We start from the raw sequence: 18,743 nt of genomic DNA, 5'->3' as shown, positions 1-18,743 counted from the left end.
CAGCGACTATTGGGATATTCAGTTAAAATGTAGGTACATCTTTCAATTACTTTATCATAGTCCTGAATTGCTCTTGGTGCTGGTCTGCCTGTATCCCTAAGAGGCTGGCTATGAGCAGAATCGAAATATTTTTTGGCGTTATAAAAAGTATTGAAATATACGCAGGAAGTTGCCAGTAAAGTCACTGCCAACAGGAGAATAGTCAAAGTTAACTTGTAGTTGATCTTGAGATTTTGTCTGCGTATCATTATTTATCCTATATAGTGTTTCTTATGGATAACGGCAGTAAACTTATTTTATATCGAGATATTCCCTTATGATCTCTAATATCTTTTCCGATTCGACAAATCTCTTCATAAAGTGTATGTCATCATTGAGATTTCTATCTTTTTTGAGGAAAGCAACATCTTTCCTGACCTCTTTTCTGATCGCTTCAATTACCGGAGATGATTTGATCTTTCTCTCTTCCAGCCCTTGTAAAGCTATCATCAGCTCTATTCCCAGGACGTGAGCAATATTATCAACTATACTTCTGGCTTTAATTGACCCAATAGTACCCATGCTGACATGATCTTCCTGATTTGCAGAGGTTGGAATAGAATCTACAGATGCCGGATGTGCTAATGTCTTATTCTCTGATACCAGCGCCGCAGCAGTAACATGGGCTATCATGAAACCTGAATCCAGTCCGGGTCGAGGAGCTAAAAATGGTTTCAGGTCTCTGTTTAGTGCCGGATTACATATTTGCTCGATTCTCCTTTCGGAGATGCTACCTAATTCTGCCATTGTTAAACCCATTACATCACAGGCAAAAGCTACCGGCTCACCATGGAAATTCCCCCCCGATATGACCTCACCTTGATCAGGAAAGATAAGAGGATTATCAGTTGCAGAATTTATCTCTATTTCTATGGTATTCCTCACATATTCAAGAGCATCTCTGACAGCTCCGTGTACCTGAGGTACACATCGAAGACTATATGGATCTTGCACCCGGTCACAATAAAGATGCGACTTTCTGATCTTACTTCCAAGGAGTAGATTGTTCAAATTCTCAGCTACTCTGATCTGTCCCTGATGTGGTCTCACAGAATGGATCAGTTCATGAAAAGCAGCGGGAGTTCCCAGCATTGTATCTACCGAAACAGCTGCACATACATCGGCAACCTTACAGAGATGTTGAGCTTTTAGTAAGGTCAAAGCACCAACGGCAGTCATGACCTGTGTTCCGTTATTAAGAGCCAATCCTTCTTTAGCCGCTAATCTAACCGGTTTGAGCCCAGCTTTCTGGAGAGCTTCTTTCCCGTGAATGATCTCACCTTTGTATTCAGCATATCCTTCACCGATCAAAACCAATGCTAAATGAGACAGAGGAGCCAGATCACCACTTGCACCAACAGAACCTTTTTCTGGAATACAGGGATGAATTCCTGCATTAAGCATTTTGATCAAGGTTTCCAGAGTCGAAATTCTCACACCGGAAAACCCTTTAGCCAGTACATTACAACGTAGTAGTGTAATAGCTCTCGTTTCCGGGATTGAAAAATGTTCACCTACCCCTGTAGCATGGCTCAAGATAAGATTTTCTTGTAATTCTTCTATCTTATCAGGAGATATGGTAACTCCGGCAAATTTACCGAAGCCGGTTGTTAAACCATAAACAATCCGCTTGTCAGCGATTAGTTTCTCAACATAATCACGACACTTACGAACTGCTTTCTTTGCTGCTTCCGATAACCTGATCCCTTGGTTGCCGACAGCTACCCTTTTTATCTCTTCCAGAGTGAGATTATTTCCATCAATATTGATCGACTTCATTGCTTTACCCTAATAACTCATTTCAGAGGCATTGATCAGCTAAAAACGATAAGATGCCTTAATTAGAGGTATCATATCTTTTCTATCAAAGTCAAGTCCTACCTGGATCCTGTTTCTTCTATTTATGTTGGATGTTACTCTTACTGCATTGATGGCACTAATAACATGGTTAGCTACTATTACCCCGATAACTGCTTTAGCATAATCTCTATTATGATCTGCGTTTTTTCTCATGATACTGTATTGTCGACGGTTTTCCCTGGTTTCCCAATCCCAGTATAGCGATTGATCGAGGATAGCATTGTCGAGAATGTATTGATTCTGGGCTTCCGTATCATCAGGATATAAGGTTTGCGCTCTTATTAAGACCATTTCATTATATCCGCCTGTTTCAAAGCCGGAGCTATTATAGCGACTCAATAGATCAAAATAATCGTTGCTATATTTCCCCGGTTGCAGCCCGGCATATTTCATTGCATAGACGTATGCCTCTTCCTCTCTGAGTTTTACCTCTTCCAGAAAATACAACCTGCCCGACCAGAGCAATAATTCAGAAGCAAGAAACACATAGCCACTCTTATTCCCCAAACTCAACTCACCCCAACCAGGTACTACTGCAGATTTCAAAAAGCTCTGAAAGACCGATTTCTCGCTACTTGATATCTCGATTTGATCGTATTCCATGCTTGCTGGAATCTGAGCAAAGCAAAACGAGATCTGCCCCGCATAAACGACTATTGCACATAAAAGACCGCAAAGTTTAAAACTTGAATTCATAAGACAGAGTCCATCCTATTCGGGTAAGATCCGGTTCAACATTTAGGTTAGATAAAAAGGTTTGCTGTCTATTAATGCTTCTCGCTAAAATTGCTGAATCAATAACACTGATAAGTCGGTTGATCACTGCGGCACCAATAGCAAAATTTGTATAGATCTCTAACCGTTGTTTTTCTCTCCTGATCTCTCTATATCTCAGCCAATTCTCTCTGCTTTCCCACTCCCAGGCATCTTCATCATCAATCAGATAAAGATCTAAATAATGGTTATACAGATCGGGATTATAATCATAGATTATATACCTGTTCCGCAGAAAAAGTTCTATTTCAGTATTGTACTTATCGCTGCTGATGTAATTGTTGATCAATCTATAGTAACTATCAGAGGCACCAAAAGGAACATCGGCATAGCGATTAGCGTATGTTTTGTAAGAATTGGTTTTCCAGTCCACTTCCTGATTAAGACGGAAGTAAGAAGCTAATATGAGTATTTCTGCACCTAAGAAGATTCCTGCTCTGGTATAATCAGAAAGATACATCTCGCCTAATCCGGGTACCAGAGCCGAATAGAGCATGGCTTTACCCGTAGAAACCTGCTCAGCCAATAAACTACCAGAGCTAAGCAGCAGAATTATCAGTATTCCTAAAACCGTTTTCCTCAATCTGACCTCACCTAAAACCTATAACCCAACCTAACAGTTGGTGTGAATTGATTGTTAACAAAAGTCGGTTGCAGTCGAAAGTCGAAATTAGATGCATAGCGTAGTTCACGATTATATCTGGTAGTAACCCTTACGGCATCAATTGCACTGATGATACGATTGAAAACCAACCCAAAACTCATCAGTGTCCTTCTATCAAAATTCTGTTGTGCCTCTCTTCGCATGCTTATATATTCAGCTCTCAAGCCACTATATGGTGCATACCAATTATCGGGATTTAAACCTTCTGGTGGATTCGGATGTGTCGGGCGATTCCCAATCCATATTCCTTCACCATCAAATTCCCACTGAACTCCATACTCAAAGTAAATATCATACCAATCTTCCCAGCCGAAGATATACTTGTTATACTTACCAATATCTTCATAAAAGTGTTGGGTATTAGTAGCATCTAACCGAAAATGAATATTGTTATAGATATCACTCGAATTTTCATTGTTGATCAGATTATTCTGGGCTGTGGTCTGTCTGATCCTATCGTAATGTTCATTGGCGAAAGCCATATAATCTCTTTCGATATCCTGACCTTTGTTATTGAAATGAATAAAACCAGCCCACATTGCTATTTCCAGCACCGGAAAGATATAAGTGCCGACTGATCGTCTGTTGGCATAGAAATGTCCACTACCGGGAAAGATCGAAGATAGAATGATCGCTGTTGTAGCAGATTTTCTTTCTCCCCGATAAGCCGTTTCATCATACCAAACTTCTTCACCTTCTGGGACATAGATCTGGGCAAAAACCCCTGATATTGAAACCAGCATAATAGTTAAGCAGATAGATATTCTCCAGTATTTCATCTTAACTCCTTTTATATTTAATCATACATTTTGAACTTTAAGTTATCATCCAATCTTTGTCATCTCGACTGAAGCATCCTTCCTCTTTGTCATCTCGACTGAAGCATCCTTCCTCTTTGTCATCTCGACTGAAGCATCCTTCCTCTTTGTCATCTCGACTGAAGCATCCTTCCTCTTTGTCATCTCGACTGAAGCGCAGCGTAATGGAGAGATCTCATTACCGACTGCTTCGAAGCTAAGCAAGCAAAGATGAGATGTCTCGACTACGCTCGACATGACAAATTTTGGTTTTGTTTCATTATTATCCGTGTACATCGTTTTTTATTCGCGGCTATTAGTGGATCGATCTTGATCATTCAATCGCCACCTTAAAATTAACACTCTTACCTTTTGTCTTAACAATCCCAAAATAGACTCCGGACGCTATATTAGTAGTATTCCAACGAATGTCATAAATTGATCCGATGTTCTCAACATAGATATTGTTGAACAATCTTTTCCCGGAAATATCAAAGATCTGCAACTCTATCCTTTCTTCTCCACCTTCAACCCTAATTCTCACCTCGCCCTTTCTTGACGGATTTGGAAAGGCATACGCTTTAACCGTTTCAACAGGAGTAGTATGTGGAGAATGGATCCCCTCATACACCGACCATTTAGAGTTTCTATAACCGTTCCAGACTATCGGGTCCTCCTCCGTCTGTGTTAAAATAGCTTCGTAAAGATTTTCATTCGTATCGGCAAAGAAGAAATAAAGCCGTTCAGAATGTTCTTCCCAATAAAAGTAGTCGGGATAATCAGGTCTGTTCCAGATTATCGAGTTTTCTGCCAGTAAACCGTTCTCAAAGTCATAAAAGAGATAACCTTCATCTATCAACCGAGGAAAATGCTTCGGGGTGGCTGCTTCCGAGCTCGACGAAGTCACAGGAAGGACCAACATGGTTTGTCCCTCTATTTCCAGAATTCTTACATCTCCACCCGGTTGGAAATGTCTGTTTTCAATATATTTGGGATATCCTTGAGCCATCGTACCATCAATATCGACAGCAAATAGATATTCACCGGCAGCAAAGAACAGATAGACCACCCTTTCCCCGATATTTCCCAAAGCCAATTGCGTCGGTTCTGCTGTTGTATATTGGGTTAAGTTGAAGAAGTTCTCCAACTGACCTGACAAAAGCCGGCTTCTATATACATCACCGGTATCATCTTGGTAGAAGATCATCTGATCCGGAGCATAAGCAACCGGGTAATAATTGCTCCCTAAACTTGTCGGCATTTGAATATGTTCAAAGAGCAGGTGATCAGGAGCTTCTGTCAGTAATAAAGGAAGTGTTATATAATACATTACATTATCACTTATAGCTGTCAAAGTATAACCATCATATACTACCCGGGCATTGGGCATGGCTAAAGAAATTTGCTCTTCTAACTCGATACCCAGTTCGCTCATGATAATTAGCTCATCTTCTGTTGGAATAACGATCAGCAGATCATCATCTTTCTCAATCAGAAGGGGTGTTTCAATAATATCGCTCTCCAGTTCCATCACAACTTGCGTGAAATTACTCACATTATCTGATATTTTGATCAACTTGTTCCCTGAAGTAACATAATAAATTGTCGCATATCCTGTTCTTTCATAAAAAGTAACCGGATGAGTCGGTAAATAGTCGAAGTTGTTTAAAAAGCCTGCCCATTTGTCATATAAGTGTCGGTAAAAGTAAACACCCTCTTCTGTAAAGACCAGCATTTCACTTACTCCACCCAGGAATGATGTGATAGACGGATAAGCCAGATAATTTATCTTAACATCTTTGCTTAAAATGTTTGTCTCTTCGAATGGTTCAAAGCTGTACTTAAAGGTCATTATTCCGGCTGAAGAGCTGATATCATAGATCCGGTATACCGAAGGATAGCCATTATTCGTCAAGAGTGCCGGTTTCGATGTAGAGGAGAGATTATAGCTGAACTCTTCATAAGACCAGCCGGCAAAGTCGCCATCGACATCCAATAGAGGTTTATAACGAAAGAACGGCTCATACTCCGTACCATACCAGTACCAGGAATAAGGATTACCAATATCATGGAGATTGTCGGCTTCTATGATCCTGATACCTCTCCGGTTGGGATTTGTGTTGATCCTGTTGATCTGGTAGTTACTGGCAAAAGTCCCGTCTGCATAGGTGTAGCCCTCTTCATAGATGACCTTTTCATCTATATGCCAGGCAATAATTCCGCCACCATAGGACTTTCCGCTCTTACTCATCCAGCCGGGTAACAGCCAATCGTATTCATAAATAGGTTTCATGGTAGGGTCATTGATCCCTATCGGATGAAGCAATACCCTGTAATCAGTTCCCCCGGGAGTTATTGGAGCTGCTCCCCTAAAATAAATACCACCGTCTCCATCCGGATCAACATGTCTGTTCTCTAACAGCAAATATTCCTGAGCATTGAGCGGTACTTTTACAAAATAGGGCAGCGGATTATCCTGGTCGTAGAGATTTGAAGCTGCTGATATTGTGATCTCTTCTCCGACGGAGAAATCGGTTATCTGTTTATAGACCTCCATATCTTCAAAAACATCACCCCAGATGAGTAAGCGATGCCATGCACCGGGAAGAGTAGGTAAACCCCCTTCTATGGCATAGAACTCTCCGTCGTAGCCGATATCAACTAGACGCCCCATACCCCCTGCATCCATGATGTCCCAATACCCGACAGCCGGATAGAAATTATTAACATTATAGAGATCGACAAAACCCAACGAATGTCCGAATTCATGGGCTATGACAGCATTTATCACCCCATAACGACCATCCTGACTGATCGTCTCCGGTACATTACAGGCATGATCGATCATTACTGTGCCGTCATTGACCCAAACCTCCTTACCGTCACCAACCTGGATAAAGAAAGACGGCAGATCCGAGGGACTGTCTCCATAAATATCGTGTTGCCAATCCGAACCGGCATGAATGATCAGATAATGTCCGTATTGACCGAAGTCGATTTCACCGTAACTGTCTGCAGTAGTAAAAATATCAAAGAAATATTCTTCGATCCTGGCAACGAAAAGATCGTAATTATCCAATCCCGGATTATAGTATCCTATCTGTTGCGGTAAAGTATAAGCGAATTTAGGATCATCTTCCAGGGGATAGATATCATACTGCAGATCATAATTGCCTAAACTTGCCGCTAAATAGTAATATCTCATCGCTTCCAGTATTGCTGAAAAGTATTCGTAGTCGTGAGGTGGTGCTCCAATTGTTATAGGATATTCAGGATCGAACTCTAATAAAAATTTTCCGTTTCCTGTTGTTCGTGGATCATCATCTTCCTGAAAATCAATGAGCAGTACGAGAAGTTTATCAAAATTAGCAGTTCTGGAAGCAATTCTTGCTGTACGTTGGGAATGAAAATACTGTTCTGCAGGATGAATACGGCGTTGAGTGGCTAAACCATCTACAGCGGAAGGATACTCCTTATTTAGTTCGACTCTACCCGAAACTCCAGTCAAAACAACACTTGAGAGTAAGAGAAGTGGTAGTAAAAAGTTAACTTTATCTTTGATAAATCTCATTGGTCCTTTCAGTTGCCTTGAGCAGAAGAGACCATATATGTAAATAGGGTCTCTGATTTTTCAGCTCTCTTCGCTAATGTAACCCTTCACCAAAATGGATTGCTCCCTCGAGGATGCTTCCCGTTTTGGTGAAGGGTTGTTGCATCAGATCTAAGAGTGATTCATCATATTTATCTGGATCTTAGAACTCTAAGCCCAGTGAAAATGTTTTATTATAATCTACTAATCCGCCACCCTGTTGGAAGGCAAAATCAAAACTCACCTTATATCTTTGAGTAAACGTATATTGAATACCGGCTCCAAAAGATGGTCCAATAATGTCTCCTGCTTTATCGTAAATATAACCACCACGAAGAGAGAGTAAATTAAAGTAGGTATACTCAGCGCCGATATTGAAGATCGTTGAGTCGATTTCTTCCTGCATCGGATCATCATACCAAGCGGTTATTATTCTTTGATAGAAAGGATCATCATTAGCTAATAGCTTGTTCATATCTGCATTGAGGATTAACTTATTGAATTGTGATTCCATTAAGCGATATGATAATCCCATCCGCCAATTCATGGGAAGCGGATCTGATTGGGCATCGTCAATATAAACAATATTGGGACCAATGTTCTGCAGATTGAGACCAAAATCAAGATTATGAACCGGTAAGCTAAATCCGGAATAATTGGCTTTGTTAACTCCCGTTAATGTAGCAATACCGTTATATGCCGCAATCAAACCATTGTAGGGAGCAACCATAACCTGTCCGAAATCTATACCCTGTGATTTAACACCAAAATCAAAAGCATAGCTTATTCCGCGACCTTTGACACCAACCTCAGTCTCTCCGGTGCCTTCGGGAGCCAGATCACTCAAGATGAATTTAAACGTTAATCCCAGACCGAGACGATCTGAAACCTGATTGGCATAACTTGCTGCTACTGCCAACTCATAACTGGTAAACTCTCCTAAATAATTACCCTGTTCATCCATCCGGTCTTGTTTTCCATACGTCAGGAAGATGACATGTGCTCCGATATTGCCGATGTCTTGAAAATACTGATTCCAGCCGAGATACTCGATATAGATATCATCAAAGATATCTCCGAACCAGTTAGTATGCATACCTGCAAACTGAGTTTTACGATTGAACGCCATTGCACCCGGATTCCAATATCCGGCAAAAGCATCATCAACTTGAGCAACATAGGCATGTCCCATACCACCCGGTCTAGAACCCGGTTCTATAAGCAAGAAGATTACGCCGGCTTCTGACACACCGCTTAACCATTGTGGGATCATTATCCCGAACATTACTATCAAAGTAATGGCTACGAACTTTATGTTCTTCATACGCGAAGTTCCTCCAAAATTTATTCTCTTTTATAAACTTACAAAGTGACAGACAATTAGCTTAATCAAGTAGCTTGCCTCCTTGTCTTTATTCTCTTTAATGGTGCCGAAGGCCGGACTCGAACCGGCACGAGCCGAAACTCGGTGGATTTTGAGTCCACTGCGTCTACCAATTTCACCACTTCGGCATTATCTACTATAACTCTCTAGGTTACACTTTGTGTCAAATAAACTCTAACTGACATCTTTATAACATGTTAGGGACAATGACTGACTATCACAATGCCATTAGTACCAATTTATAATTGGATTGACTTCAATAATATATAGATACTTTATGTCAACCAGATTTTTCATTACCAACCAGATGCTATTTTTTTCTCCGTGCACTCTGTACTCTCTGTGTCTCCGTAGTTGAATCCCTGCTCTTCTTCCCATGACCTTGTTACTTCTCCCAATCGCTTTCTCTTAATTCCTTCAACACCTCAACTCCTCTCTCCAATACCGTATCTCTTCCTTCCAGATAATCCTTGTAATTCCATTCCGCTTCCACATCAACTTCCACCCCATATCTTGTCAAAATCTTCCCATCGCCATAAATATCTCTCTGTGTTGACACAAAAATATATCCCCCACCCGGCAGCATCAATATGATTGCCTGTCCTCTTGAACCGGCACTATGACTCCCCACCAGCATAACATCATCTCTCGCCTCTTTCAGCATAACCACAAAATCTTCTGCTGCTGATGCTGTTTCACTCCCCATTAAGATAACCAGAGGGACCATGATTTTTTCTCCATCAAAGTCATTTACTATCTCCACAGGTTCTTCTCTCTGCCAGACATCTCCCCTACCGTAGGCAGCATATTCTTCAGGAGGTAAATAGTTATAGAGCTGGATCGGAGTACCCCAAGCTTTGTAGAGAGAGACATTCTTCCTCGATTCAGTTTCGACTCCTCTAAAAATTTTTCTATCGGTTAATCTTTTCAGTATCTCGTTACTTACTTCGGTTCTTCCCCATCTGTTTTCCCGCAGATCTAATATCAAACCCTTGCATCTCTGAAGTTCGGGTAAGATGCTATCAAACAATCTAATAATTAACTCATCATTAAAACTATAGAGAGCTACATATAAGATATCATCGTCGAGCCATTTATGATATAATAACTCTTCTTTAGTATCAAGAGGAACGCTCCAACGGTCATTTAATTTGCTTCTGACTAATCTTGCTTGTTCAATAGTTCCCCTTTTTTGCGGTTCGATTTGAATATCTGCCGGATAACGAAATTTGACCATGACTTCACTATCTTTCTCACCGAAAAAAAGTAACGACATCCCCTTATTATACAAAACCTCTTCATTAGATGCCGAAATATAAGGGAAAGCTTCCTGTAGAAAGTATTGTTCAATAGGCAAATTCTCTACTTCTATGATCTCACTCCCCATCGGAAGAACCTCAGCGTGTTTTTTCCCGACATTGGTTACGATTATTCGACTTTCTATTCTCTTCAACTGAACTAAAGGGAAATCGAGTTTTGCAGCAAAACTTTGCGGATAGATAACTCTCGTATGGCAATCTTGCAGTAATGCGGCAAATTGCTGGATTGTTCTATAATATTCATAAATATTCTCTGTTTCGATTACTTTCGATACAAATCTTCTATAATCGCTATCCCAGTCCAGCTCAGACAATTGAGAAAAATGGGGATAATTGTAATCAGCTTCCTTCCAGATCAACGATAGTCCGAAGATCTTCTGTTCTGGGGTTAAAACAGCCAAGTCATCCCATTCAATACCCCAAAGAGTAACTGAACCGATCAGGACTAATAACGCAATCCAAAACTTGAAATACATCTATCTATCTCCTCTATCTTATCTATAAACCATTTTCACCAACTTCTGCATCTCTCCCTCTTCTTGTCCAGCAAAAAACCTCGTCTATCAATACTACGCATAGAGAAAGTTCTTAAGTTTGTCAACCGGAGTATGAAATGGGGTGGTAACGTCCCATTTACCACAAAAATCACAGACAGGATGCCTGTGTTGCGTTGTCTATAGTATAGACCTTAATCAGTATCCCCCGTTTTTAGACTGACTATCTGGTTTTATTAAACCTTTAGGAATCCCACGAGTCGGCTCTATCCGACTCGTGTACTCCCTATTGGTTAACGTAAAATTGACTTCAGTCTGTGTTCATTGTCATCCTGAGTGATTCTTCACCAAATCTGATTGCTAAATTAAATAGAGCTTGCCAATTTGGTGAAGAATTGTAAAGAAAGTTCTTTATCCTTGTCATCTTGAGCGTAGTCAAGAGATCCCTTCTTAGTTTGCTTCTCTTCCTCTGGAACCAATAACTACATAGTTAATAGCCCCTTCTTCTCTATTCCCCAAATAAAACTATTAGACAAAAAACAATATCACAGACAGCTTGATTCATCTAAAAGTAGTAAAGGAGCAAGAAATGGCAATAATTAACCCATATCTCAACTTTAAAGGCAATTGCAAAGAGGCCTTCAACTTTTACAGATCAGTCTTTGGTGGTGAATTTTGTTACCTTGGCAGATGCAAAGATATGGCAGCTCACGAAGGAACACCTCCAGTCTCCAAAGAGATGGAAGACAAGATATTACATGTCTCATTACCGATCAGCAAAGAGACCGTACTCATGGGTAGCGATACTACCGATGGAGAATGGGAACCGAATTTCGTTCAAGGTAATAATATATCTCTTCAGATCTGTACCGAAAGTAAAGAAGAAACAGACCGTGTATTCATAGCTCTCTCTGAAGGTGGAGGGGTGATCATGCCGATGGCTTTCGCCTTCTGGGGTGATTACTTCGGCATGCTGACCGACAAATTCGGGATCAACTGGATGATCAACTTCAACCCAGAGCAATAGTATGAATACATTAACAGATGAATTAAGATTAGAGTTAAAGGAATTCTTGCAGCATCACTCCGAGATAGTAGCTGCTTGGGAAGGTGGTTCGGCAGCTACCGGGTACTTAGATCAATATTCCGATCTCGATCTGAGCATCGTGATTAATAAAGGCAATCCGGATAATATCTTTTCCATACTAGATGAGTTTCTGGAATCTCGTTATGGAATTATTAAACGCTTTCGTATGCCGGAACCCACATGGCACGGAATGTCACAATGTTTCTATCAATAAAATAATTTCCCGCCACTATTCTACTGTGATATTGTTGTTGTTATGGCTGATAACCCCCAAAAATTAACTGAGCAGGATAGACATGGTAAAATCGTTATCTGGTTTGATAAAGAAAATATCTATAACGGTTCAGAGACCTCACAGGCAGATAGAGAAAAACTAATTAACCAGTATTATCACATTGCTATAGACTTCGATTGGCTTAGTATCATCGAGTTGAAAAAAGCTCTTGCTCGTAAAAACTGGCTGGCTGCACAGAGATGCTACCTGCAGTTCATTAACCGTCACTTAGTATCACTGTTGAATCTCAGGTATCGGCCTGAGAGAGCTGATTTTGGAATGAGATATGTAGAAAGAGATTATCCGATAGAAATCATAAAAAAACTAGAGGATTTCATTAAAATATCCTCTGTTGAGGATATTGAAGAGAGATTACCTTCAGTACTGGAAATGTTCGAAGATTTGAAAGTACATTTATAGATAAATCTGTTTGCATTTATAATATCTTAACATAGAACATTCTCCAGAAAAATAGTTATGAGTTGACGAATTCAAGATTAGAATGAGAATTGAAAAAAAGGTAAAGGACAAAAAAAATGAGAAGATCGAAGGGGAAAAAACTACTCAATATGCAAGGTACTATGTTCGTGATATTAGTATTGATTATAGTTTTACAATTTATCCGAATTGGTAGTTTGACTAAGAGATTAAAAGGGTTTACCATATTAGACTGGTCAGAAGAAACTATTATGGTTGAGTTGGGCTCCAGTATCAAATACCCTGCTATTCTGGTCACACCGGAATTTGTAGATCGTACTTTCATACATCAATCACCCTTTGGAGATGATCATGCTTATGCTGAGTTGAAACAGAAATATCTCAAATACGGTGAATTTGATCTGTATGGAAGTGGAAGAAGAACGGGAAATATTAGACGAATTCATGAAGGTGTTGATCTCTATGTTCCAGAGAATACCCCTGTCTATCCGATCTATCCAATAGGAATAGTCACTGATGTTAGCAATGACCCTGATTTCATCTTTCAATCATTTGGATATTCGGGTAGAACAAGAATTGACTCTATAGGTGTCGAGTATGGAAAAATCGTGAGAATACTCTATCCTGAAGGGATTGAGAGTCTTTATGCCCACCTGAACGAAGTTTTTGTTGAACAGGGACAGATTGTGACCGGTGATACTCAGGTTGGCTTAACAGGATATACAGGTAATATTAGAAACAGTGGGAAACCGTCTCATTTGCATATTGAACTAAGAGATGTCAATGGAGATAGCTTTGATCCGGAAAAGAGATTACACTATCAATTTGCTTCTCTGAGAAGATTTGCTGACACGTTTAACAAACAATAATAGATCTCCATAATTTAGTAAACTTATGACTAAAGGCAGGATAAAAGATTATGACAATAAAGAATGAGAAAAGATTGAAAAAAAATGCTATGATCGAGATCAAGAATGTTAGCTTGATACTAATGGTCTCTCTTTTGGGTTTGCTTTACCTATCCTCTTGCGGTGTATCAAGAAAAGATACTCCTGACGACAGAGAACAACTCATTCGCAAAGAGCTCGGCATTACAATCCAAACTAAATGGAGTCATAATATAGTAAATCAGAAACAGTATTATGACGAAGAGGGAAGATTAATAGACGAAAAGTGGCTCAATCCCAATGGAGTAGTCGTTACGCGAAGAGTTCTGGAGTATGATGATCAAACAGGAAAGTTAGACAATACTATCTGGTATAAAGGGGAACAGGTCTTAAGAAGCAAATATCATTATTCTTATGATCAAGATGGTAATCTGGTAGAAGAGTTATGGCTGACCCCCTTTGACGAAATCCAGACCAGAACTGTTTATAATTATGACAATGGGGATCTAATTGAAGAAATCAAATATGACAGAAATGATAATCTGATCAGTACGGCAATTTATTTATATCGAAACGGATTTCTAAACGAATATATTGAAAGAGACCGTCGTGATGATATCGTTAATAGACATCTTTATAGTTATAATTCAGATGGTGATCTAATCGAAGAGAGTTGGCTGAACGAGTCAGGGGAAGTTACGGTAAGTAGAGTTTACAGTTATGTAGATGGTTTAATGCAAAGTAAGACAGAATATCGATATGAGGAGTTCTACCATCGAGCTGTTTATGAATATGATTCTAATGGCTTGATAGTACAAGAAATTTGGTATAATGAAAGTGGAGAACCGATCTTTGAAAATCAATATACTTACGACTATTAGGAGTAAGAAATGAAATCGATAATCAAGTTAAAAGATTCGGAAGTGGGAAAAATTTCTATAGTGATATCCAAGATCAGAGATTACTATAAGAGTTTTTCCAGTGTAGTAATCACTTATGATAATGGGAATACAAGGTCCATTGAGAGTGATAATCTGGATGAGATGATCAATCAGTTAGATCAAGCAGTTGAAGAATTTTATAAGAGCAAATAACCCTATTATTATTTATTGACTGATATAAGTATCCAAAAAATAGTGCAAAGATAAATAAGGAACGAACATTATTTTCCAACCTACTATTGATACGGTTAAGTAACTTGTCCGTTCTTACAGGAAATTCGTCAAGAGATGGAGGATTTGATGAAGAGAATCATAATAACAACCTTATTGAGCTTATTGTTATCAACGACATTATTAGTAGCTCAAACTATTAAGATTGCCTATATTGATACAGACAGGATAATGTATGAAAGTCTTGATACTCAGGAAGCACAATCAATTTTTATGGCAGAACGTGAAAGTTGGGAACGAGAACTAACCAGGATCGAAGATGAGATTGAACGATTACAGTCCGATTATGAAGCCAGGAAGTTAACCTTAACCGAATCAGGTAAAGCCCAGGCAGAAGAACGTATCCAAGAGAAAATCAGAGAGCGTCGTCAATACATTGAAAGCATCTTCGGTGAAGGTGGTTTAGCGATGCAGCGTAACGCTGAACTGTTAGAGCCGATAATGGATAAATTAAGAGATTCTATCGAAAAATTTGCTCTGGAAGAAAACTATTCGATCATCTTTGATGCTGTAGGTGGCGGGATCCTTTATGCAAAACCAAACCTTGATATTACCGATCTAATAATTCAAGACCTGAACAGATCTGCAGGAACAGGCAATTAGCAGTTAGAATGAAAGTTTTTTCTCATAGATTAAGACCTGAGGAGTTAACTACAGGTATAGAAGGCAGACTAGTTCTAAAAAACGATGTTTTATTATGTAATGTCTCTGAATTGAGAGAAGCTGATGAAAACTCAGTCTGCTTTTATGAAAATGAAAAATTTTTCAACGATCTAAAGGGTATTAAAGTCGGTCTTATAATAGTCCCGTTAGATTTTGATGCTGCAATATTACCGGAAAGCAACCTCTTCTTATGCTCTAAGCCATATTTAACTCTCAATACTATTGTGACCAAATGGCTGGAAATAGAACTGGGAAAAAATCAGATTGATATCCATCCAACAGCCCTTCTTGATGAAGATGTTCTGCTTAAAGAGAAAGTTGGTATTGGTGGGTACTCCGTCATAAAGAAGGGTGTAAGAATTGGCTCTGAGACAACTATTGGAGCCAATGTAGTTATCGGTGAAAATGTCCGGATCGGAAACAATTGTCAGATCTATCCTAATGTCACTATTTATGCTGATACAGAGATCAGGGATCGAGTAATAATCCATGCCAATTCTGTCATAGGTATGGATGGTTTCGGCTATGTCTATGCTAATGGAAAACATAATAAGATCAACCATATCGGAAAAGTCGTTATCGATAATGATGTAGAGATCGGGGCTAATAGCTGTATTGACAGATCTACATTTGGAGTCACTTACATCGGTGAGGGAACAAAGATCGATAATCTCGTACAAATTGGGCATAATTGCCGGCTTGGTAAAAATGTGATCCTTTGCTCTCAGGTTGGTTTGGCAGGAAATACGGAAATAGGTGATAATGTCTATTTAGCAGGTCAGGTTGGGGCAGCTGGACATCTTAAAATTGGTGATGGTGCCATGGTAGGAGCACAATCTGGAATAAGCAGCAGCATCCCTGCAGGAGCTAAGTTTTTTGGCACACCGGCAATAGATGCCTCTCTACAGAAACGGATCGTTGTTGCTATTAAAAAACTACCGGAAATTTTGACTTTTTTCAATAAAATTAAGAAAAGAGAGCAAGAAGAAGATAAATAGGTTCTTGCTGCTTGTAAAAACACTGCTACTATAGTAACAATAAAATCATTATAGATTTCAGGAAATGAGTATGAATGAAAAAGAGATGAAAAAGACGATCAGGGAGTCGATCAGTTATACTGGGATCGGCTTACATAGTGGAGAGATTTGTACCGTAGTGTTTAAACCGGCCAAAGATGATGAGGGAATAGTTTTTATCCGCACAGACCTTCCCGATAAACCAGAGATACCGGCTGATATAGATCATGTCGTAGATATGTCCAGAGGTACTACGATTGGTGTTCAGGGAGCTACTGTCTCAACAATAGAACATCTTTTAGCTGCTATCAAGGGATACAATATTGATAATATTCGGATCGAGATCAACGGACCTGAAGTGCCGGTAGCCGATGGAAGTTCTTTGGTTTATTACAATTTGCTGAAAAAAGTAGGAATAGTAGATCAAGATACAGAAAGAGAATACTTAGAATTTGATGATCCGATATCCTTTTCTGCGCCGGAAGAAAACGTCGATGTCGTCATAGTCCCATCTAATGAATTGAAAATTACTTTTATGGTTGATTATAAGCATAAGTATCTCAGCACACAATATACATGGTTCCCTTCAATATCATATTTTGAAAAGGATTTTGCACCGGCTAGGACTTTCTGTTTTATGAGTGAGATCTTAGCATTAAAGGATGCCGGATTAATCAAAGGGGGTTCTCTTGATTGCGCTTTAGTTATAGCAGAACCAAAAATATCCGAAGCAGAGATGAAAGAATTACAGGAACTATTTGGATACAAAGAACCAGTTCCTATTGGTAAGGATGGAATTGTTAATGAAACTCCGCTCCGTTTTCCTAATGAGTTTGTTCGACACAAAGTGGTTGATTTGTTAGGTGATATTGCCCTGTTAGGTGTTCCAATTAAGGGACATATTTTGGCTGCACGTTCAGGTCACAAGACAAATGTCGAACTCGTCAAGAAACTACGACAAATGTATAAGAAGCAAAAACTACAGAAAATATATCAAAAGAAAGCCGTTACCGATGTAGTATTCGATATAACGGCAATACAAAAAATACTTCCTCACCGCTATCCCTTCCTGCTTGTTGATAAGATAACCGAATTCGTAGCCGGGGAGAAGATCGTCGGAATAAAAAACGTCACTATCAATGAACCATTCTTTCAGGGACATTTTCCTGACCATCCCGTTATGCCAGGTGTTTTGATCATAGAGGCAATGGCTCAGACAGGTGGTATCATGCTTCTCAATACTTGTGAAAATCCTGAAGAGCATGTCGCCTATTTTGCCGCCATAGATAATGTTAAATTCCGCAGACCGGTACAACCGGGTGATACTTTAAGATTTGTCTTAACTGTCATAAGCTTGAAGACCTCTTTGACCAAGATGCATGGAGATGCTTATGTTGGTGACCAGAAGGTCTGTGAAGGTGATTTTTTAGCAAAGATAATGAAAAAATGAGGTTAAGGAATGTCTGATATACACCCTACAGCAGTAATTGAAAGTGGTGCAAAGATCGGTCGTAATTTAAAAATTGGTCCCTTCTCATCAATAGGACCTAATGTAGTTTTGGGTGATGATAATGTTATCGGCGCTAATGTCCGAATTGAAGGATATACAACTATCGGCAACAACAATCATTTTTACCATTCTGCAGTTATTGGTTCTGTCTGTCAGGATCTAAAATACAAAGGCGAACCGACGAAGTTAATAATTGGCAATCATAACAGAATCCGGGAATATGTAACTATCAATACTTCAGCAACCATGGATGAAGACACGACAATTGGTGACAATTGTTACCTAATGGCTTATTGTCACATAGCTCATAATTGCCATCTTGGAAACAATATCATTATGGCTAATGTAGCAACTTTAGCCGGTCATATCAATATAGAGGATTTTGTAACTATCGGTGGTTTAACAGCAGTACATCAATTTGTCAAAATTGGCAAGTATGCCTTTGTAGGCGGTGTTTCTGGTGTTAAGAAGGATGTTCCGCCTTTTACCCGTGGTGAAGGAATGCCATTTAGACCAATCGGACTCAATACTGTTGGTTTAGAAAGAAAGGGTTTTAGCTATGCAGCTATAAATGCCATAAAAGATATATACCGAGTCTTTTATAATCCTAAATATAATGTTACTCAAGCTCTCGATGTTGCTGATAAAATGACCGACTTAACACCGGAACAGGAGTATTTCATTGATTTTGTAAGAAATTCACAACGGGGTATCGCTAAATAGAAAATTTTCGATATTGATCTTAAAAAAGAAGCTGATCATCAATAATCAGCACA

The 18,743-nt window shown here is 39.3% G+C and carries 19 protein-coding genes and 1 tRNA gene; 10 read left to right on the top strand and 10 right to left on the bottom strand.

Features of this window, described 5'->3' with window-relative positions:
* The 10 genes from K0B81_04635 to K0B81_04590 form a co-directional block, all read right to left on the bottom strand.
* On the bottom strand, positions 1–248 hold a 248-nt coding region (locus tag K0B81_04635; protein ID MBW6515889.1), incomplete at its 3' end, for a hypothetical protein.
* A 43-nt stretch (positions 249–291) separates the two neighbouring features.
* Positions 292–1,818: a histidine ammonia-lyase gene (hutH, locus tag K0B81_04630; GenBank protein ID MBW6515888.1), complete on the bottom strand. Its 1,527-nt coding sequence runs from the start codon at positions 1,816–1,818 to the stop codon at positions 292–294.
* A gap of 39 nt (positions 1,819–1,857) precedes the next feature.
* A complete protein-coding gene (locus K0B81_04625) occupies positions 1,858–2,595 on the bottom strand; it encodes a hypothetical protein (GenBank protein ID MBW6515887.1) in 738 nt (245 codons plus the stop codon).
* Positions 2,579–3,256, bottom strand: a complete 678-nt coding sequence (locus K0B81_04620) for a hypothetical protein (GenBank protein MBW6515886.1) — start codon at positions 3,254–3,256, stop codon at positions 2,579–2,581. The genes K0B81_04625 and K0B81_04620 overlap by 17 nt, the downstream gene beginning before the upstream one ends.
* An 11-nt stretch (positions 3,257–3,267) precedes the next feature.
* On the bottom strand, positions 3,268–4,116 hold the full coding sequence (locus tag K0B81_04615; protein ID MBW6515885.1) for a hypothetical protein: 849 nt from the start codon (positions 4,114–4,116) through the stop codon (positions 3,268–3,270).
* Between the two features lie 45 nt (positions 4,117–4,161).
* A complete protein-coding gene (locus tag K0B81_04610; GenBank protein MBW6515884.1) occupies positions 4,162–4,431 on the bottom strand; it encodes a hypothetical protein in 270 nt (89 codons plus the stop codon).
* A 37-nt stretch (positions 4,432–4,468) separates the two neighbouring features.
* Positions 4,469–7,705 carry a T9SS type A sorting domain-containing protein gene (locus tag K0B81_04605; GenBank protein MBW6515883.1) on the bottom strand — a complete coding sequence of 1,079 codons (3,237 nt, stop codon included), beginning with the start codon at positions 7,703–7,705 and terminating at the stop codon, positions 4,469–4,471.
* A 181-nt stretch (positions 7,706–7,886) separates the two neighbouring features.
* A complete protein-coding gene (locus K0B81_04600) occupies positions 7,887–9,047 on the bottom strand; it encodes a PorV/PorQ family protein (GenBank protein MBW6515882.1) in 1,161 nt (386 codons plus the stop codon).
* 101 nt (positions 9,048–9,148) lie between these two features.
* Positions 9,149–9,235, bottom strand: a tRNA-Leu gene (locus tag K0B81_04595).
* Between the two features lie 257 nt (positions 9,236–9,492).
* Positions 9,493–10,902: a hypothetical protein gene (locus tag K0B81_04590; protein ID MBW6515881.1), complete on the bottom strand. Its 1,410-nt coding sequence runs from the start codon at positions 10,900–10,902 to the stop codon at positions 9,493–9,495.
* A gap of 607 nt (positions 10,903–11,509) precedes the next feature.
* On the opposite strand from K0B81_04590, the gene K0B81_04585 reads away from it, so the two are divergent.
* From K0B81_04585 to lpxA, 10 genes are all read left to right on the top strand, one after another.
* Complete coding sequence (locus tag K0B81_04585; GenBank protein ID MBW6515880.1) at positions 11,510–11,947, top strand: VOC family protein; 438 nt, start codon at positions 11,510–11,512, stop codon at positions 11,945–11,947.
* 1 nt (position 11,948) lies between these two features.
* Entirely contained in the window at positions 11,949–12,221 is a 273-nt protein-coding gene (locus K0B81_04580; protein ID MBW6515879.1) for a nucleotidyltransferase domain-containing protein, read from the top strand.
* A gap of 42 nt (positions 12,222–12,263) precedes the next feature.
* Positions 12,264–12,701 carry a hypothetical protein gene (locus tag K0B81_04575; protein ID MBW6515878.1) on the top strand — a complete coding sequence of 146 codons (438 nt, stop codon included), beginning with the start codon at positions 12,264–12,266 and terminating at the stop codon, positions 12,699–12,701.
* Between the two features lie 116 nt (positions 12,702–12,817).
* Complete coding sequence (locus K0B81_04570; protein MBW6515877.1) at positions 12,818–13,588, top strand: M23 family metallopeptidase; 771 nt, start codon at positions 12,818–12,820, stop codon at positions 13,586–13,588.
* Between the two features lie 50 nt (positions 13,589–13,638).
* Positions 13,639–14,487, top strand: a complete 849-nt coding sequence (locus K0B81_04565; GenBank protein ID MBW6515876.1) for a hypothetical protein — start codon at positions 13,639–13,641, stop codon at positions 14,485–14,487.
* A gap of 9 nt (positions 14,488–14,496) precedes the next feature.
* The gene (locus K0B81_04560) at positions 14,497–14,700 is read left to right on the top strand and encodes a hypothetical protein (GenBank protein ID MBW6515875.1); all 204 of its coding nucleotides are present in this window, start codon (positions 14,497–14,499) and stop codon (positions 14,698–14,700) included.
* Positions 14,701–14,847: 147 nt separating this feature from the next.
* Entirely contained in the window at positions 14,848–15,381 is a 534-nt protein-coding gene (locus K0B81_04555; protein ID MBW6515874.1) for an OmpH family outer membrane protein, read from the top strand.
* A gap of 8 nt (positions 15,382–15,389) precedes the next feature.
* Positions 15,390–16,439, top strand: coding sequence for a UDP-3-O-(3-hydroxymyristoyl)glucosamine N-acyltransferase (gene lpxD / locus K0B81_04550; protein MBW6515873.1), 1,050 nt, complete (start codon positions 15,390–15,392; stop codon positions 16,437–16,439).
* Between the two features lie 70 nt (positions 16,440–16,509).
* Entirely contained in the window at positions 16,510–17,907 is a 1,398-nt protein-coding gene (locus K0B81_04545) for a bifunctional UDP-3-O-[3-hydroxymyristoyl] N-acetylglucosamine deacetylase/3-hydroxyacyl-ACP dehydratase (GenBank protein ID MBW6515872.1), read from the top strand.
* A gap of 9 nt (positions 17,908–17,916) precedes the next feature.
* Positions 17,917–18,690, top strand: coding sequence for an acyl-ACP--UDP-N-acetylglucosamine O-acyltransferase (gene lpxA / locus K0B81_04540; GenBank protein ID MBW6515871.1), 774 nt, complete (start codon positions 17,917–17,919; stop codon positions 18,688–18,690).
* Positions 18,691–18,743: the final 53 nt, after the last annotated feature.

It is taken from the genome of Candidatus Cloacimonadota bacterium (assembly GCA_019429305.1).
In the GTDB taxonomy this organism is placed as follows: Bacteria; Cloacimonadota; Cloacimonadia; order Cloacimonadales; family JAJBBL01; genus JAHYIR01.
The sequence above is the reverse complement of the archived record's forward strand: the minus strand, read 5'-3'. Positions and strand labels throughout refer to the sequence as shown.

What these genes read in the sequence shown, in the direction of transcription:
- hutH (MBW6515888.1), bottom strand. Translation starts at nt 1,818, where the DNA reads ATGAAGTCGATCAATATTGATGGAAATAATCTCACTCTGGAAGAGATA.
- K0B81_04625 (MBW6515887.1), bottom strand. Translation starts at nt 2,595, where the DNA reads ATGAATTCAAGTTTTAAACTTTGCGGTCTTTTATGTGCAATAGTCGTT.
- K0B81_04615 (MBW6515885.1), bottom strand. Translation starts at nt 4,116, where the DNA reads ATGAAATACTGGAGAATATCTATCTGCTTAACTATTATGCTGGTTTCA.
- K0B81_04610 (MBW6515884.1), bottom strand. Translation starts at nt 4,431, where the DNA reads ATGTACACGGATAATAATGAAACAAAACCAAAATTTGTCATGTCGAGC.
- K0B81_04605 (MBW6515883.1), bottom strand. Translation starts at nt 7,705, where the DNA reads ATGAGATTTATCAAAGATAAAGTTAACTTTTTACTACCACTTCTCTTA.
- K0B81_04600 (MBW6515882.1), bottom strand. Translation starts at nt 9,047, where the DNA reads ATGAAGAACATAAAGTTCGTAGCCATTACTTTGATAGTAATGTTCGGG.
- K0B81_04590 (MBW6515881.1), bottom strand. Translation starts at nt 10,902, where the DNA reads ATGTATTTCAAGTTTTGGATTGCGTTATTAGTCCTGATCGGTTCAGTT.
- K0B81_04585 (MBW6515880.1), top strand. Translation starts at nt 11,510, where the DNA reads ATGGCAATAATTAACCCATATCTCAACTTTAAAGGCAATTGCAAAGAG.
- K0B81_04580 (MBW6515879.1), top strand. Translation starts at nt 11,949, where the DNA reads ATGAATACATTAACAGATGAATTAAGATTAGAGTTAAAGGAATTCTTG.
- K0B81_04575 (MBW6515878.1), top strand. Translation starts at nt 12,264, where the DNA reads ATGGCTGATAACCCCCAAAAATTAACTGAGCAGGATAGACATGGTAAA.
- K0B81_04570 (MBW6515877.1), top strand. Translation starts at nt 12,818, where the DNA reads ATGAGAAGATCGAAGGGGAAAAAACTACTCAATATGCAAGGTACTATG.
- K0B81_04565 (MBW6515876.1), top strand. Translation starts at nt 13,639, where the DNA reads ATGACAATAAAGAATGAGAAAAGATTGAAAAAAAATGCTATGATCGAG.
- K0B81_04560 (MBW6515875.1), top strand. Translation starts at nt 14,497, where the DNA reads ATGAAATCGATAATCAAGTTAAAAGATTCGGAAGTGGGAAAAATTTCT.
- K0B81_04555 (MBW6515874.1), top strand. Translation starts at nt 14,848, where the DNA reads ATGAAGAGAATCATAATAACAACCTTATTGAGCTTATTGTTATCAACG.
- lpxD (MBW6515873.1), top strand. Translation starts at nt 15,390, where the DNA reads ATGAAAGTTTTTTCTCATAGATTAAGACCTGAGGAGTTAACTACAGGT.
- K0B81_04545 (MBW6515872.1), top strand. Translation starts at nt 16,510, where the DNA reads ATGAATGAAAAAGAGATGAAAAAGACGATCAGGGAGTCGATCAGTTAT.
- lpxA (MBW6515871.1), top strand. Translation starts at nt 17,917, where the DNA reads ATGTCTGATATACACCCTACAGCAGTAATTGAAAGTGGTGCAAAGATC.